The following is a 325-nucleotide window of genomic DNA, read 5'->3' on the forward strand; positions in this document are numbered from 1 at the left end:
ATTCGCCGTCAGAGTCGCGGTGGTGGTATCGATCGAATCGTTGATCGTGGTGACGGCTGGAGTCGGGTTAGGAGTCAGCTGTTCGAAATTGCCGCCAACCGCATCTTTGATTGTCACGCTGACAGTAGAATTGTTGCCACCGTTGTAAACGTCATTGGGCGGGGTTTGGAAGTCGATGCTGCCCTGAGTTTTGCCCGCTTCAACAGTAATGACCTGGCCATTGGACAGGGTCACCGTTACCGGCGTTTGAGCCGGGTTGGTTAGCGTCACGGTGTAAGTGATCACACCACCTTCAGTGACCGACGGGTTCGCCGTCAAGGTCGCG

1 protein-coding gene is annotated in these 325 nt (G+C 55.7%); it reads right to left on the reverse strand.

The genetic code is table 11. The features are described from left to right. A partial coding sequence (locus IAE36_RS23505; RefSeq protein ID WP_201214976.1) for an immunoglobulin-like domain-containing protein occupies positions 1-325 on the reverse strand: 325 nt, incomplete at both ends.

It is taken from the genome of Pseudomonas sp. S36, assembly GCF_016647875.1.
GTDB classification, from domain to species: domain Bacteria; phylum Pseudomonadota; class Gammaproteobacteria; order Pseudomonadales; family Pseudomonadaceae; genus Aquipseudomonas; species Aquipseudomonas parafulva.